At 69.5% G+C, this 15,305-nt stretch carries 11 protein-coding genes; 8 read left to right on the top strand and 3 right to left on the bottom strand.

Annotated elements, in window-relative coordinates; translation table 11 throughout:
- Positions 1–48: 48 nt before the first annotated feature.
- The gene (locus tag FGD71_RS29925; RefSeq protein WP_119103668.1) at positions 49–1,770 is read right to left on the bottom strand and encodes a lytic transglycosylase domain-containing protein; all 1,722 of its coding nucleotides are present in this window, start codon (positions 1,768–1,770) and stop codon (positions 49–51) included.
- A 290-nt stretch (positions 1,771–2,060) separates the two neighbouring features.
- Here FGD71_RS29925 and FGD71_RS29920 point away from each other — a divergent pair, with 290 nt between their 5' ends.
- Positions 2,061–2,915, top strand: a complete 855-nt coding sequence (locus tag FGD71_RS29920) for a DUF4184 family protein (RefSeq protein WP_119103667.1) — start codon at positions 2,061–2,063, stop codon at positions 2,913–2,915.
- Here the strand turns inward: FGD71_RS29920 and FGD71_RS29915 are convergent.
- Positions 2,836–3,894 carry a serine hydrolase gene (locus tag FGD71_RS29915; RefSeq protein WP_162931254.1) on the bottom strand — a complete coding sequence of 353 codons (1,059 nt, stop codon included), beginning with the start codon at positions 3,892–3,894 and terminating at the stop codon, positions 2,836–2,838. The two genes, FGD71_RS29920 and FGD71_RS29915, sit on opposite strands and share 80 nt — an antisense overlap.
- A 169-nt stretch (positions 3,895–4,063) precedes the next feature.
- Positions 4,064–6,790, bottom strand: a complete 2,727-nt coding sequence (gene polA, locus FGD71_RS29910) for a DNA polymerase I (RefSeq protein ID WP_119103665.1) — start codon at positions 6,788–6,790, stop codon at positions 4,064–4,066.
- 135 nt (positions 6,791–6,925) lie between these two features.
- On the opposite strand from polA, the gene FGD71_RS29905 reads away from it, so the two are divergent.
- The 7 genes from FGD71_RS29905 (at position 6,926) to FGD71_RS29875 (ending at position 15,300) form a co-directional block, all read left to right on the top strand.
- Positions 6,926–9,205 carry an FdhF/YdeP family oxidoreductase gene (locus FGD71_RS29905; RefSeq protein WP_119103664.1) on the top strand — a complete coding sequence of 760 codons (2,280 nt, stop codon included), beginning with the start codon at positions 6,926–6,928 and terminating at the stop codon, positions 9,203–9,205.
- Between the two features lie 45 nt (positions 9,206–9,250).
- Complete coding sequence (locus FGD71_RS29900) at positions 9,251–9,739, top strand: hotdog fold thioesterase (protein ID WP_119103663.1); 489 nt, start codon at positions 9,251–9,253, stop codon at positions 9,737–9,739.
- A 117-nt stretch (positions 9,740–9,856) separates the two neighbouring features.
- Positions 9,857–10,288: a hypothetical protein gene (locus FGD71_RS29895; protein WP_119103662.1), complete on the top strand. Its 432-nt coding sequence runs from the start codon at positions 9,857–9,859 to the stop codon at positions 10,286–10,288.
- On the top strand, positions 10,285–10,905 hold the full coding sequence (locus FGD71_RS29890) for a Tat pathway signal sequence domain protein (RefSeq protein WP_119103671.1): 621 nt from the start codon (positions 10,285–10,287) through the stop codon (positions 10,903–10,905). Before FGD71_RS29895 ends, FGD71_RS29890 begins: the two co-directional genes overlap by 4 nt.
- Before the next feature lie 286 nt (positions 10,906–11,191).
- Entirely contained in the window at positions 11,192–12,424 is a 1,233-nt protein-coding gene (locus tag FGD71_RS29885; protein ID WP_162931253.1) for a branched-chain amino acid ABC transporter substrate-binding protein, read from the top strand.
- Positions 12,425–12,535: 111 nt separating this feature from the next.
- The gene (locus FGD71_RS29880) at positions 12,536–13,468 is read left to right on the top strand and encodes a branched-chain amino acid ABC transporter permease (RefSeq protein ID WP_119103660.1); all 933 of its coding nucleotides are present in this window, start codon (positions 12,536–12,538) and stop codon (positions 13,466–13,468) included.
- A 5-nt stretch (positions 13,469–13,473) separates the two neighbouring features.
- The gene (locus FGD71_RS29875) at positions 13,474–15,300 is read left to right on the top strand and encodes a branched-chain amino acid ABC transporter permease (protein WP_119103670.1); all 1,827 of its coding nucleotides are present in this window, start codon (positions 13,474–13,476) and stop codon (positions 15,298–15,300) included.
- The last annotated feature ends 5 nt before the right edge of the window (positions 15,301–15,305 follow it).

Genomic DNA, 15,305 nt, shown 5'->3' with positions numbered 1-15,305 from the left:
GCCCCCTCCGCCGGCTCGGCGGAGGGGGCGCCAGTGACTCAGGGTTTACTAGGCGCTGGGGCTCGGCGAGGTGCTCGGGCTCGACGAGGCGGCCGCCTCCACCGTCAACTCGACCGTCAGCGTCGCGCCGCCGGTGGTGTTGATGCGCAGCAGGAACGTGCCGGGCGTGTCGTCCGCGTACAGCTTCGGAAGCAACAGCCGCCCGTTCGCGTCCGTCTTGAGGCCCTTGAGGGTGCGGATGGTCTTGCCGTCCGCGTCCTTGAAGTAGGGGCCCTTGTCGTTCTCGGTGGCGTCGGCCGCCGACTTGATGAGCGTGGCGGTGGCCGCGACACCGTCGGCGACGGCGCCCTTGTACGTGGCCTTCACCTCGACCTGGTTCGCGAACTCGCCGCCCGCGACGCAGGTCAGCGCGGTGCCGCTGGTACGCACGAGGGTGTCGGCCTGGCGGGCGGTCACCGTCGCCGCGTAGTCGAGGCCGGACACGCTGCGGCCGACGACGGTGGCGCGGACCGCGAAGTCACCGGTCTTCTCGCCGGCCCTGAGCGCGGGCGCGGTGGCCACGCCTGAGCTGTTGGTGAGGACCGTGGCGACACTCTCGCCTCCGCTGAAGGCGGCGTCCGTGTCGCCGACGATCGTGAAGCGGACCCTGACCTTCGGCACGGCCTTTCCGGCCTTTGTCTCGGCGCGCGTGGCGATCCTCTCGGTGAAGGCGTCGCCCGCGGTCGCGGTGAGCTTGCCGGTGCCCGCGTTCTCCAGGTGGTCCACCGTGTCGGTGCCGGTGGGGGGCGGAGAGCTCGGGGGCGGTGTGGTGGACGGGGGCGGCGAACTCGGCGAGGCCGGCGAACTCGGGCTCGTGGAGCCGCCGCCTGACGGCGGGGTACTCGGCTTCGACGTGCCGGGGGTCCGCGACGGCGGGGTGGGGGTGGGGCTCGCGCCGCTGTAGTCGTCGCTGCGGCCGGAGGGCAGCGAGCCCGTACCGTCCGGCACCTCGTGGGTGCCCTTGCGGTAGTACTCGAGCCACGTCAGGACCAGGTTCAGGTAGTCCGTGGAGTGGTTGTAGCTGAGGATCGCGCGGTTCAGGTCCTTCTCGACGGACAGGTCGCGGTCCGCCCGGCACAGGTAGTGGCCGGCGGCGAGGGCCGCGTCGTAGATGTTGTTCGGGTCCTTCTCGCCGTCGCCGTTGCCGTCGCGGCCGGACCACGCCCAGGTGGAAGGGATGAACTGCATGGGCCCGACGGCACGGTCATGGGCGGTGTCCCCGTCGTACGAACCGCCGTCGGTGTCGGTGATCTTCTGGAAGCCGTTGCCGTTGAGGACGGGGCCGAGGATCGGGGTGAGCGTGGTGCCGTCGGCGTCGACTCGGCCACCGCGGGCCTGGCCGGACTCGACCTTGCCTATGGCGGCGAGGAGTTCCCAGGGCAGGTTGCAGCCGGGCTTGTCCTCGCGCAGCGCGGCCTCGGCCTTCTTGTAGGCGTCGAGAACGGTCGCCGGTATACCCGCTTCGACGTCGCCCGTGCCGGTGGGGGTCCCCGTGCCGGGCGTCGGGGCAGGGCTGTTGAGCGGCGGGAGGTCCGTGTAGTACGGCGAGTTGCCGGTCGCGCTGGTGTCGTCGCCGACGTCGGGTGAGGGCTGCGAGCCGGTGTTCTGCCGGCCCTGCGAGGTGTCGGTCACGCCCGGTGCCTGGGAGGCGGAGAGGGCCGCGACCGCGGCCGCCGCCACAGCAGTGGTTGCCGCTCCTTTGGCCAGCCTTCGGCCGAATTGCGCCGCCATTGCGTGAACCCCTCCCGTCGACGAGCGCCGCGCTCAGCGCACTACCTTGTTGGTCCCGGCCGTACTGCCCAGCACGGCGACCCAGGTGACCCTACGACAACTTCTGTCGCGCAGACAGCTGTTCGTGCCCGTTTTTCACCGGTTGGCCGGATCCGTTTTCGCCTACCCGGGTGTCCGGGACCATACGCCGCCCGTCCCGCATACTGGGCGTCACCGATCAAGGGATCGCCCAGGCTCGGTCACCCAGGGGGACCGTCAGTCTCGGTCAATTTCGTTCGCGGGGAGCCCAGTTGCCGTTCACTCTCAGCCATGCCGCGGCTGTCCTGCCCGCCGTACGCGCTGATGGAACCGGCCGTGGCCCGCTGGTCCCCGCGGTACTCGTGGCCGGCTCGTTCGCGCCCGATCTGACCTATTACGCGGCCGGCGCGCTGCCCGCGGCGATGGAGTTCGGCGACGTCACGCACTCCTTCGCCGGAGTGTTCACCATCGACGTCCTCATCACCTGGGCACTCGTGGGCGCATGGCTGCTGCTGCGCGAGCCGTTGGTCGCGTTGCTGCCGCCGGGCCGGCAGGGCCGTACGGGATCCCTGGTCCGGTGCGGTGCGCCACGTGCCCCCTTCCGCCCGTCGCTCGCGCTGTGGTGGTACGTGTCCGCGGCGCTCGGCGCGCTGACGCATGTCGTGTGGGACGCGTTCACGCATCTCGACCGGTGGGGGATGCGGTTGTTCCCCGTGCTGGGGCAGGAGATCGCGGGCTCGCCGCTGTACTGGTATCTGCAGTACGGGGGTTCGGCGGTGGCCGCGTTGGTGATCGCGGTCTTTCTTGGCGTCGCTCTGCGGCGACTGCCCGCAGCGGAACCCGTGGGGCTGCCGGTGCTGTCCGTACGGGACCGGTGGCTCGCCTGGCTGGTGATCGGCGGCTGTGCGGCGGTGGCCGCGGTGCAGCGGGCGGTGCGGTGGTGGGAATACTGGGGGTCGAGTGCCCAGCCCTGGGAGCTGATTCCCACCGTGTGCTTCGGCGCGGGGGCCGGACTGGCCGTCGGTCTGCTCGCGTACGGCGTCGGTGTCAGGGTGTGGCGTCCGGCTCCGGCTCGTCCCAGCCCGGCAGCGGATCGTACGGAGCGGAGCCGTCCGACTCCTCGCTGATCTCGCTCTCCGGGGTGAGGGCGTTGTCCGTCGGGCCGCCGTCGCGGCCCTGATCCAGCCCGCGATGCACAGCCTGGGCTATGCGTTCGATCGTGTGGACGCCGTACGCCATGGTCGGGTTGCCGTGGGACAGGACGACGATGCGGTACGTGTTGCGGCCCTGGCCCGTGAACGCGCCGACGCTGTGCACGCGCCAGCCGTGCGTCGCTCTGGGCAGCCAGCCGTTCTTGACGTGCGCCGTCATACCGCTCGGCATGCCCGCGGGAACGCCCCAACGCTGGTCGCGGCGGACCTCGCTGAGCAGTTTCAGGCCGTACGCGCGGGAGCGCAGGAATGAGCTGGGGTTCGTCAGGACGCCCAGCAGTCGCATCTGGTCGGCGGCCGTGGTGCGGGTCAGGCCCCAGTAACGGCCGGGGCCGAGGACGGTGGCGCGGGTGCGGACGCGGGTGAGGAAACGGTTCAGGTAGCTGCGCCCCAGGCCGGCCCAGAGGCGCCCGGCGGCGGTGTTGTCCGAGCTGACGATCATGGGCCGTATGTTGGCCGCCTCCCAGCTTGTGAGTCGGCGCCGCAGTTCATCCGCCCGGCGCAGCACGCCCTCCATGATCATCACCTTGGCGACGCTCGCCGAGTCGTAGCGCAGCCAACTCGCGTACGCGCAGGTCAGTCCGGCGGCATCGGCCACCGCCACGGAGACGGTGCCGTGCCTGGACGACACCACCGCCCGGATGTCCCGGGACAGGCGGGCGGCGCGCTCGGGGTCGCGGGCGGAGCGGCAGGGGGCGGCCGCGAGGGGGCCATGACCGAGGGGGTCCGTGAGCGTGCGATGGCCCGCGCTGTCCGCCGGAATGCGGCGAATGGCGTCTCCGGTCGGGGTTCGGGGGCTGCCGGCGCCGTTCGCCAGGGCGGGTATCGGCGTGAGCAGTACCGACGCGAGCGCTGCGACGAGTGCCGTGCGGCAGTGCCGTATGTGAGGACCCATGCCCGCATCCTGACGGGCGCACCGCCCCCGCGGCTCCCGCTCGGGGGCCACGCGGGTGACAGGGGTCCGGGGTCCTCGGACACGGGCCCGCATCAGGCAGGGGCCCTTCTCCGGCGCCCTGGGGGCACCCCTTTCAAAAAGGGGCGCCCCATCCCCGGTCCGCCGGAGGCTAGTGCGCCGCCGACTCCCAGTCGTGGCCGGAGCCCACGGACACGTCGAGGGGTGCCCTCAGGCGCACCGCGTCCGCCATTTCGCGACGGACGAGTTCCTCGGCCAACTCCCGCTCACCCGGGGCGATTTCGAGGACGATTTCGTCGTGGACCTGAAGGAGCATGCGGGACTTGAGGTTCGCCTCGGTCAGCGCCCGGTCGACGTTCAGCATGGCGATCTTGACGATGTCGGCGGCCGTGCCCTGGATGGGCGCGTTGAGGGCCATGCGCTCAGCCGCCTCGCGGCGCTGACGGTTGTCGCTGTTGAGGTCCGGGAGGTAGCGGCGACGCCCGAAGAGGGTCGCCGTGTAGCCCGTCGCCCGCGCCTCGTCGACGGCCCGACGCAGATAGTCCCGGACGCCGCCGAACCGCTCGAAGTACGCGTCCATCAGGGCACGTGCCTCGCCCGCGTCGATGTTCAGCTGCTGGGAGAGGCCGAAGGCCGACAATCCGTACGCCAGGCCGTACGACATCGCCTTGATCTTGCGCCGCATCTCCGCGTCCACCGCGGCGGGCTCGACCGCGAACACCTGCGAGGCCGCCGTCGTGTGCAGGTCCTCGCCCGAGGTGAACGCCTCGATCAGGCCCGCGTCCTCGGAGAGGTGGGCCATCACCCGCAGCTCGATCTGGCTGTAGTCCGCGGTCATGAGGGACTCGAAGCCCTCGCCGACCACGAAGCCCCGGCGGATCGCGCGGCCCTCGTCCGTACGGACCGGGATGTTCTGGAGGTTCGGGTCCGTGGACGACAGACGGCCCGTGGCGGCCACCGTCTGGTTGAAGGTGGTGTGGATACGGCCGTCCGCGGCGATCGTCTTGATCAGGCCTTCGACGGTGACCCGCAGCTTCGCCTGCTCACGGTGGCGGAGCATTATGACCGGCAGTTCGTTGTCGGTCTGGGTGGCCAGCCATGCCAGGGCGTCCGCGTCCGTCGTGTAGCCCGTCTTCGTCTTCTTCGTCTTGGGCAGGCCCAGTTCACCGAAGAGGACTTCCTGCAGCTGCTTGGGCGAGCCCAGATTGAACTCGTGCCCGGCCGCCGCGTGCGCCTCCTTCACGGCCTGCTGCACGGCGCCCGCGAACATCTGCTCCATGGCTTCGAGATGGGCCCGGTCCGCGGCGATACCGTGTCGCTCCATGCGGGCGAGCAGCGCCGACGTCGGCAGCTCCATGTCGCCCAGCAGATCGGCCGCGCCGACCTCCTGCAGCCGGCCGCCGAAAGCCTCGCCCAGGTCGAGGACCGCCCGGGCCTGCACCATCAGCGCCTCGGCCTCGGCCGTCTCGTCGGCGCCGAAGGCGAGCTGCCCGTCGGCCGCCGCGGCAGGCGCCAGCTCCCGGCCGAGATACTCCAGTGACAGCGCCTCCAGGTCGAAGGAGCGGCGTCCGGGCTTGACGAGATAGGCGGCGAGCGCGGTGTCCATGGAGACACCGGTGATGCTCCAGCCGTGCTCGGCGAAGACCCGCATGGCGCCCTTGACGTTGTGCAGCACCTTGGGCTTCTCCGGATCGGCGAGCCACTGCGCGAACGCGTTCTCGTCGCCCTCGTCCAGCTGCGACGGGTCGAACCACGCGGCGGGTCCGGCGGCCGCGGCGAGCGCGACCTCGGCGACGTGACCCGTACCCAGCGCCCAGGTGTCGACCGTGGCGACACCGAGGGCCTCCGTGCCGTTTTCGGCGAGCCACGGCTTCAGCTCGCCCGCGCCGAGCACCGCACCCTCGAGTGCCACGCCCTCGGCGACCACCTGCCGGGGCTCGGCCTCGTCGGCCCCCGGGTCGACGGCCAGCAGCCGCTCACGCAGCGAGGGGTTACGGATCTCCAGGGTGTCCAGGACCACCGCGACGGCCTTGCGGTCGTACGCGGCGCGCTCCAGGTCGGTGACCGTCCTGGGCAGCTCCACGTTCCGCTCCAGCTCGGTCAGCCGGCGGTTGAGCTTGACCGACTCCAGGTGGTCGCGGAAGTTCTGCCCCGCCTTGCCCTTGATCTCCTCGGCGCGCTCCACGAGCTCCGCGAACGACCCGAACTGGTTGATCCACTTCGCGGCGGTCTTCTCTCCGACGCCCGGAATGCCCGGCAGGTTGTCGGACGGGTCGCCACGCAGGGCCGCGAAGTCCGGGTACTGCGCGGGCGTCAGCCCGTACTTCTCGAAGACCTTCTCCGGTGTGAACCGCGTCAGCTCGGAGACACCCTTCGTCGGATACAGCACGGTCGTGTGCTCGGAGACCAGCTGGAAGGAGTCGCGGTCCCCGGTGACGATCAGCACCTCGAAGCCCTCGGCCTCGGCCTGCGTGGCGAGCGTGGCGATGACGTCGTCCGCCTCGAAGCCGTCGACGGCGAACCGCTCGGCGCGCATCGCGTCCAGCAGCTCGCCGATCAGCTCGACCTGGCCCTTGAACTCGTCCGGTGTCTTGGAACGGTTCGCCTTGTACTCCGTGAACTCCTCGGAGCGCCAGGTCTTGCGGGACACGTCGAACGCCACCGCGAAGTGCGTGGGCTCCTCGTCGCGCAGGGTGTTGGCCAGCATCGACGCGAAGCCGTAGATCGCGTTCGTCGGCTGTCCCGTCGCCGTCGTGAAATTCTCCGCGGGCAGCGCGAAGAACGCTCGGTACGCCAGCGAGTGCCCGTCCATGAGCATCAGCCGCGGGCGCCCGCCGCCGGAGGTCTTCTCGGTCTTCTTCGATGCTGTTTCTGCCACGCCCCCGATCCTGCCACGCCCCACTGACAACGAGCCCCGCCCGTTGCCCGCCGCGGCCCGGGCCAGGTCGTTGTCACCGTCACGTGGCAGGATCAAAGGAGTACCTCACACATGTGCTCGAAGAGGAGGGCCGAGATGGCCGGCAAGCCGCCCCAGGGTGATCCGGTTCAGGACGCGCCGCAGGTCGCCGGGCCCAAGCACGCGGCGGCCGGGCTGCCCGCCATCGGGCACACCCTGCGCGTCGCCCAGCAGCAGATGGGTGTGCGGCGCACGGCGCTCACCCTGCTCCGGGTCAATCAGAAGGACGGCTTCGACTGCCCTGGCTGCGCCTGGCCCGAGCCGGAGCACCGGCACACCGCGGAATTCTGTGAGAACGGTGCGAAGGCGGTCGCCGAGGAGGCGACGCTGCGCCGGGTCACCCCGGACTTCTTCGCCGCGCACTCGGTGGCGGACCTCGCGACCCGCAGCGGCTACTGGCTGGGCCAGCAGGGCCGCCTCACTCAGCCCATGTATCTATCGGAGGGCGCCGACCACTACGAGCCGGTGCCCTGGGAGCGGGCCTTCGACATCGTCGCCGAGGAGCTCACCGCCCTCGACTCCCCCGACGAGGCCCTCTTCTACACCTCGGGCCGCACCAGCAACGAAGCGGCGTTCCTGTATCAGCTGTTCGCCCGCGAGTTCGGTACGAACAACCTGCCGGACTGCTCCAACATGTGCCACGAGTCGTCGGGATCCGCGCTCAACGAGACCCTCGGCATCGGCAAGGGCAGCGTCCTCCTCGACGACCTCTACAAGGCGGATCTGATCATCGTCGCCGGGCAGAACCCGGGCACGAACCACCCGCGCATGCTCTCCGCCCTGGAGAAGGCGAAGGCGAACGGCGCGAGGATCATCACCGTGAACCCGCTCCCCGAAGCGGGCATGGAGCGCTTCAAGAACCCGCAGACACCCCAGGGCATGTTCAGGGGTGCCGCGCTCACGGATCTGTTCCTGCAGATCCGCATCGGCGGCGACCAGGCCCTCTTCCGCCTCCTGAACAAGCTCATCCTCGAGACGGCCGGCGCGGTCGACGAGGACTTCGTCCGCGAGCACACCCACGGATACGAGGCGTTCGCGGCCGCCGCCCGCGCCGCCGACTGGGACGAGACGCTGACCGCGACCGGCCTGGAGCGGGCGAAGGTCGAAGAGGCCCTGCGCATGGTCCTCGCGTCCCAGCGCACCATCGTGTGCTGGGCCATGGGCCTGACCCAGCACAAGCACTCCGTGCCGACCATCCGCGAGGTCGTCAACTTCCTTCTGCTGCGCGGCAACATCGGCCGCCCGGGCGCGGGTGTGTGCCCGGTGCGCGGCCACTCGAACGTGCAGGGCGACCGCACCATGGGCATCTTCGAGCGGCCCGCGCCGGCCTTCCTGGACGCCCTGGAGAAAGAGTTCGGCTTCGCGCCGCCGCGCGAGCACGGCTACGACGTCGTACGGGCCATCGGCGCGATGCGTGACGGCAAGGCGAAGGTCTTCTTCGCGATGGGCGGGAACTTCGTGTCGGCCTCCCCCGACACCGAGGTCACCGAGGCGGCCATGCGCCGCGCCCGCCTCACGGTGCACGTCTCCACGAAACTCAACCGCTCACACGCCGTGACGGGCGCGCGGGCCCTGATCCTGCCCACCCTCGGCCGCACCGAGCGTGACCTCCAGGGCAGCGGCGAGCAGTTCGTGACCGTCGAGGACTCCATGGGCATGGTGCACGCCTCACGCGGGCGCCTGGAGCCCGCGAGCCCGCACCTGCTGTCGGAGCCGGCCATCGTCTGCCGCCTCGCACGCCGCGTCCTCGGACATCGGTCCCCCACTCCCTGGGAGGAGTTCGAGAAGGACTACGCGACGGTCCGTGACCGCATCGCTCGCGTCGTCCCGGGCTTCGAGAACTTCAACGCGCGCGTGGCCGAGCCCGGAGGCTTCACCCTGCCCCACGCCCCGCGCGACGAGCGCCGCTTCCCCACGGCCACCGGCAAAGCCAATTTCACGGCCGCACCCGTCGAGTATCCGAAGCTCCCCGAGGGCCGCCTGCTGCTGCAGACCCTGCGCTCCCACGACCAGTACAACACCACGATCTACGGCCTGGACGACCGCTACCGAGGCATCAAGAACGGCCGCCGGGTCGTGCTCGTCAACCCCGAGGACGCCCGCGAGCTGGGCCTCGCCGACGGCTCGTACACCGACCTCGTCAGCGAGTGGAAGGACGGCGTGGAGCGCCGCGCCCCCGGCTTCCGGGTCGTGCACTACCCCACGGCTCGCGGCTGCGCGGCCGCCTACTACCCGGAGACCAACGTCCTGGTCCCCCTGGATGCCACCGCAGACACCAGCAACACACCCGCCAGCAAGTCCGTCGTCGTCCGTCTGGAACAATCCACTACCAACTGAGCGTTCGCTTAGTGAGCACGATCGACGACGAAGGAGCTTGACCCGATGGGCGAGCAGCACCACGTGAAGTTCCCGCAAGAGGTCATCGACGAGTATGCGGCGCTCGGCGTCGACATCATCGCCATGTTCTCCGCCGGGCACCTCGGCACGCGCATGGGCGTCCAGATCCTCGAGGCCTCCGCGGACCGCGTCGTGGGCACCATGCCGGTCGAGGGCAACACCCAGCCCTACGGACTCCTCCACGGCGGCGCCTCCGCGGTCCTCGCCGAAACCCTCGGCTCGATCGGCTCCATGCTGCACGCCGGCAGCTCCAAGATCGCGGTAGGCGTGGACCTCAACTGCACGCACCACCGGGGAGCACGCTCCGGCCTCGTCACCGGTGTCGCCACCCCCCTCCACCGCGGCCGGTCCACCGCGACATACGAGATCGTGATCAGCGACGAGAAGGGCAAGCGCCTGTGCAGCGCGCGCCTGACGTGCCTGCTGCGCGACGTGAACCCGAGCGACGAGGAGCGGGTGCGCGCCGCGACCTGACCCGCACCCGCACCCGCACCCGCACCCGCGAGCCAGGTCCGTCCAACCGCCGTGGCGGAAACCGCCGTTGTCCACAGGGCCGTTGCCCCCGGGCACCCGGCGCCTTAGCGTCAAGGCATGACAACGGGAAAGGCCCCTTGGCCGGGGGCCGCCTTCGGGTCGAGGCTCGGACTGGTGCTCCTGACCGGCGCCTTGACCGCCGGATGCGGTCAGTCCGACTCGAAGGACGCAGCGGCGGGTACGCAGGACGCCGCAGGGACCGGCTCCGTCTCGCCGTCACCGCGGGCCACACCCCCCGAGGACCTGTGCACGCGGATCGTCGCGCACTGGTCGCGACAGGTACTCGACGACGACACCTACGGCGACTACCAGTCGATGGGTCTGTCCAACGGGCAGTACGAGATCCTGATGGACGTCGTCGACGCCGCCCGGGCCGAGAAGGGACGCGGAGGCTCGCAAGCGGCGGATCGGCTGATCGACCGCAAGGCACGCGAAGGCTGCGAGGACCGGTACCGCGAGGGCGGTCCGAGTGGTGGTCCGTGGCAGTGAGCGGCGTCGGGCCCGTCGAACCGGGCGAGGGCACACGCGCGTGGGACACCCTGGAGCCGGGCGACCCCCTCGCGCCGGAACCACCGCGCGGGCGCCTCGCACAGCTGTATGCCCGCCACCGCCGGGCCGTCCTCGCGTCCGTGTCGGCGGCCGCCCTCCTCGCCGGCGGCGGCTACCTCTACACGTCCCGGCCCCAGGACCCGCCCCCCACCCCTCCGCCGTACCCCTCCAACGTGGTCGACGTCGCCTATCTCGGCAGACAGCCCACCCCCCAGGACGCCGCACCCAAGAGCTTCAGCATCGCCGTGGAGCTGACCACGCACTCCGGGCCCACGGTCACCGTGACGCGGATCACCCAGCCCTACGCGAGCCTCTCGCTGACGTCGGATCCGCGCCTCCCCTTCCGCACCAGGACCGGCTTTCCCCACAAGATCCTCATCACCCTGCATGTGACGGACTGTTCGCACGTGCCGACGAACGCCAGACTTCCTTTCCTGGACGTAACTCTGCGTAATACACGCGCAATACAAGTACACAGCTTCATCCTGGGCGACCGCTATGCACGCGACCTCTCGAAGGCCATTCAAGACGCCTGCGACAACGGCTCCACGTCATGACCAAAACGTAAAGACGTGACTGAAATAGCCTGGCGAGCCCAGCACAATCTCACGATGCGGACGGGACGAATCGGATGGAATTCCATCCTTCCGCCCACCGAGTACCGCTCTGCATTACCTCGTGTCATAACAAGAGCGTCACAGCATGGGCCAGACCCTCCTCCAGGTTCCCCACACACGCTTAGAGTCACGCCCAGTCACCGCGCTACGGATTCGAAAACACTTCGTCCCAGCGCTCGACTCGGCCTGTTCCACGGGGAAGGGCCGCGCCTCGAAAGGACTGATCGTGCGTCAACGTTCACTCATCGCCATCACCGCCGCGCTGGCGGCGGGAGCACTCACACTCACCGCCTGCGGCTCGCGCGACGAGGACGGCGGCTCGGACTCCGGTGGCGGTGGCACCACCGTGGTGATAGGCGTCGACGCCCCGCTGACCGGCGACCTGTCCGCGCTGGGCCTCGGCATCAAGAACTCCGTTGACCTCGCCACCAAGCAGGCCAACAAGGACAACTACGTCGACGGCATCAAGTTCAAGATCGACGCCCTCGACGACCAGGCGCAGCCCTCCTCCGGCCAGCAGAACGCCACCAAGCTCGTCGCCAACAAGGACGTCCTCGGCACCGTCGGCCCCCTGAACTCCTCGGTCGCCGAGTCCATGCAGAAGGTCTTCGACGACGCCAAGCTCGTCGAGGTCTCCCCCGCCAACACCGGCCCGACCCTCACCCAGGGCCCCGACTGGCAGTCCGGCAAGAAGGTCCGCCCGTACAAGTCGTACTTCCGCACCGCGACCACGGACGCCATCCAGGGCCCGTTCGCCGCGCAGTACCTGTACAACGACGCCAAGAAGAAGAAGGTCTTCGTCATCGACGACAAGAAGACCTACGGCGCCGGTCTGGCAGGCACCTTCACCGACGAGTTCAAGAAGCTCGGCGGCAAGATCGCCGGCACCGAGCACATCGACCCGGAGACCAAGGACTTCTCCGCGATCGCCACCAAGGTGAAGAGCTCCGGCGCGGACGTCGTCTACTACGGCGGCGAGTACCCGCAGGCCGGTCCGCTGAGCAAGCAGATCAAGGCCGCGGGCGCGAAGATCCCGCTGGTCGGCGGTGACGGCATCTACAGCGCCGACTTCATCAAGCTCGCCGGCAAGAGCGGCACGGGCGACCTCGCCACCTCCGTCGGCGCGCCGGTCGAAGACCTCCCCTCCGCCAAGGAGTTCATCGCCAACTACAAGGCCGCCGGATACAAGGAGGCCTACGAGGCGTACGGCGGCTACTCCTACGACTCGGCGTGGGCGATCATCGAAGCCGTGAAGAAGGTCGTCGAGGACAACGACGGCAAGCTCCCGGACGACGCTCGCGCGAAGGTCACCGAGGCCATGCAGAACGTGTCCTTCGACGGTGTGACCGGCAAGGTGGCCTTCGACGAATACGGTGACGCGACCAACAAGCAGCTCACCGTCTACTCGGTCGAGGGCGGTGCCTGGAAGCCGGTGAAGTCCGGCACGTACACAGGCTGATCCCCACCCGCACCACTCCATGAGCCGCGCGGGGCGCCGCACCACTGGCGCCCCGCGCGGACTCACATCCGGTCACATTCGTCGAACATCCGAAGTCTCGGAGGACATGCGGTGAACGAACTGCCGCAGCAGCTGGTCAACGGCCTGCTCCTGGGATCCATGTACGGGCTGGTCGCCATCGGCTACACGATGGTCTATGGCATCGTCCAGCTCATCAACTTCGCCCATGGCGAGATCTTCATGATCGGAGGGTTCGGCGCCCTCACGATCTATCTGTACGTCCTGCCCGACGGCACCACCATGTGGGTCGCACTACCACTGATGCTCCTCGGAGCCGTCATCGCCGCCGTCGTAGTCGCCGTAGGAGCGGAACGATTCGCCTACCGGCCCCTGCGCACCGCACCACGACTCGCCCCCCTCATCACCGCCATCGGCCTCTCCCTCGCCCTCCAGCAGGCCGTATGGGCCTGGTACCCCGGCGCCAAGGAATCGATCAACTTCCCGGAGATCGACGGCGGCCCCTTCGAAATCGGCAGCGTCACCATCCAGACCGGTGATGTCTTCCTGCTGATCGCCGCCCCCATCAGCATGGCGATCCTCGCCTACTTCGTCATGAAGACCCGCACCGGACGCGGCATGCAAGCCACCGCGCAGGACCCCGACACCGCCAAACTCATGGGCATCAACACCGACCGCATCATCGTGGTCGCCTTCGCCCTCGGCGCCGTGTTCGCCGCCGTCGGAGCCGTCGCCTACGGCCTCAAGTACGGCCAAGTCCAGTTCCGCATGGGCTTCATCCTCGGCCTCAAAGCCTTCACCGCAGCCGTCCTCGGCGGCATCGGCAACATCTACGGAGCCATGATCGGCGGCCTCGTCCTCGGCATCGCCGAGACCATGGCCACCGCCTACATCTCCGACGTCCCCGGCATGGAGCAGCTCGGCGGCCAGTCCTGGGCCAACGTCTGGGCCTTCGTACTCCTCATCCTCGTACTGCTCTTCAGGCCACAGGGCCTGCTGGGCGAACGCGTCGCGGACAGGGCGTGACACCGATGACCACACAGACCACAGCACCCCAGACCCCCGGCAAGATGCCCGCCGGAAGCCAGGCCAGCCTCGTCGGGATCCCCCCGCACATCGGCCGCGCCCTCGCCACCGGCGGCGGTGTCCTCACCGTCATCTCCACCTTCCTCGCCTGGACCTGGACCGCCGAATTCCCCGGCGACCTCACCGTCTACGGCTACCCGGGCGGCCTGCAGGTCCTCGTCCTCATCGGCGGCGCCCTCACCGGACTCTTCGGCCTCGCCTCCTACGGCGTCAAAGGCCTGCGCTGGCTCGCCCCCGCAGGCGCCGACAGCGCCATCAAGCTGTCCGCACTCGCCGCCTGGGCCACCGCCTGGTACACCGTCATCGCGATCAGCACCAAACTCGGCGGCCTCGTCAACCTCGAGCCCGGCGGCTGGGTCGTGGCCATCGCCACCCTCACCGCCCTCATCGGCGCACTCGCCCTGCCCTTCGACCGGCCGGCCCCCGACCCCGCCGACCCCGACGACACCGGCTGGGAACAGTTCCGCCACAACGCCCGCAACACCGGCGTCTTCATCAAGGCAGCCTTCGCCTCCGGCACCTCGACCCCGGCGCGCAAGCTGCCCGCGTACGCCGAAATCCTCGTCATCGTCGCGGCACTGGCCCTCGGCCTGACCGTATTCACCTACGGCATCGGCACCGAATACGACGAACTCTTCGTCGGCTTCCTCATCACCGCCGGCTTCAGCTTCGCCGCCGCCGCCAAGGCCGGACTCGTCGGCCGGGTGTCCGCACTCACCGCCAAACACCGCAACGTGACGATGGTCGGCGCGTTCATCGCAGCCGCCGCGTTCCCCTTCACCCAGTCCGACGACCAGTACGCGACGATCGGCGTCTACATCCTGATCTTCGCCACCGTCGCCCTCGGCCTGAACATCGTCGTCGGCCTCGCCGGTCTCCTCGACCTCGGATACGTCGCCTTCCTCGGCGTCGGCGCCTACACCGGAGCCATGGTCTCCGGCTCCCCCTCCTCCCCCTTCGACATCCACCTGCCGTTCTGGGCCTCCGCCCTCCTCGGCGCTGTCGTGGCCATGATCTTCGGCGTCCTCATCGGCGCCCCCACCCTCCGACTGCGCGGCGACTACCTCGCCATCGTCACCCTCGGCTTCGGTGAGATCTTCCGACTCGCCGTCCTCAACGCCGACGGCACCTCCGGCCCCGACATCACCAACGGCTCCAACGGCATCTCCTCGATCCCCAACCTCAACATCCTGGGCTTCGACTTCGGCCAAGAGCACACCATCGCCGGATTCACCATCGCGCGATTCGCCAACTACTTCCTGCTGATGCTCCTCATCACGCTGGTCGTCGTGGTCGTCTTCCGCCGCAGCAGCGACTCCCGCATCGGCCGCGCCTGGATCGCCATCCGCGAAGACGAAACAGCCGCCCTCGCCATGGGCATCAACGGCTTCCGCGTCAAGCTCATCGCCTTCGCCCTCGGCGCCGCACTCGCCGGCCTCGCCGGCACCGTCCAGGCACACGTCACCTACACGGTGACGCCCGAGCAGTACCAGTTCGCCCACGTGGTCCCGCCCAACTCGGCGTTCCTGCTGGCGGCGGTCGTACTCGGCGGCATGGGCACCATCAGCGGTCCCCTGGTCGGCGCCGCCCTGCTGTACCTGATCCCCGCCAAACTCCAGTTCCTCGGCGACTACCAACTCTTCGCCTTCGGCCTCGCGCTCGTCCTGCTGATGCGCTTCCGTCCGGAAGGCCTCATCCCGAACCGGCGCCGCCAGCTCGAATTCCACGAAGAGGCGGAAGCACCCACAGTCCTCAGCAAGGCAGGGGCCTGACCACC

It is taken from the genome of Streptomyces sporangiiformans, from assembly GCF_005768555.2.
Lineage (GTDB): Bacteria > Actinomycetota > Actinomycetes > Streptomycetales > Streptomycetaceae > Streptomyces > Streptomyces sporangiiformans.
The sequence above is the reverse complement of the archived record's forward strand: the minus strand, read 5'-3'. Positions and strand labels throughout refer to the sequence as shown.

Excerpts from the sequence above, each read along its gene's own strand:
- FGD71_RS29900 (WP_119103663.1), top strand. The coding sequence starts at position 9,251 with ATGGGCGAGCAGCACCACGTGAAGTTCCCGCAAGAGGTCATCGACGAG.
- FGD71_RS29895 (WP_119103662.1), top strand. The coding sequence starts at position 9,857 with ATGACAACGGGAAAGGCCCCTTGGCCGGGGGCCGCCTTCGGGTCGAGG.
- FGD71_RS29925 (WP_119103668.1), bottom strand. The coding sequence starts at position 1,770 with ATGGCGGCGCAATTCGGCCGAAGGCTGGCCAAAGGAGCGGCAACCACT.
- FGD71_RS29905 (WP_119103664.1), top strand. The coding sequence starts at position 6,926 with ATGGCCGGCAAGCCGCCCCAGGGTGATCCGGTTCAGGACGCGCCGCAG.
- FGD71_RS29915 (WP_162931254.1), bottom strand. The coding sequence starts at position 3,894 with ATGGGTCCTCACATACGGCACTGCCGCACGGCACTCGTCGCAGCGCTC.
- FGD71_RS29875 (WP_119103670.1), top strand. The coding sequence starts at position 13,474 with ATGACCACACAGACCACAGCACCCCAGACCCCCGGCAAGATGCCCGCC.